Annotated in this window: 1 protein-coding gene; it reads right to left on the minus strand. The window is 62.2% G+C overall.

Features of this window, described 5'->3' with window-relative positions; genetic code table 11:
- Positions 1–209 (minus strand): transposase (locus tag AC5ZGW_RS48045; protein ID WP_496114383.1); only part of this gene is annotated, 209 nt, incomplete at both ends.

Genomic DNA, 209 nt, shown 5'->3' on the forward strand with positions numbered 1-209 from the left:
AGTTTGAACACCATCAGCCTGGCGGGAGTTGGCGACAACGAGCCCTTGGTGCGCACCGTCCGGTGCCGCACGGTCGCGAACACGCTTTCGATGGGATTGCTCGTGCGCAAGTGATCCCAATGCTCGGCCGGGAAGTCGTAGAAGGCCAGCAGGGCGTCGCGATCCTTGACCAGACATTCGACCGCCCGGCCGTATTTGGCGCGGTATTT

Source organism: Bradyrhizobium sp. Crot121 (genome assembly GCF_059512385.1).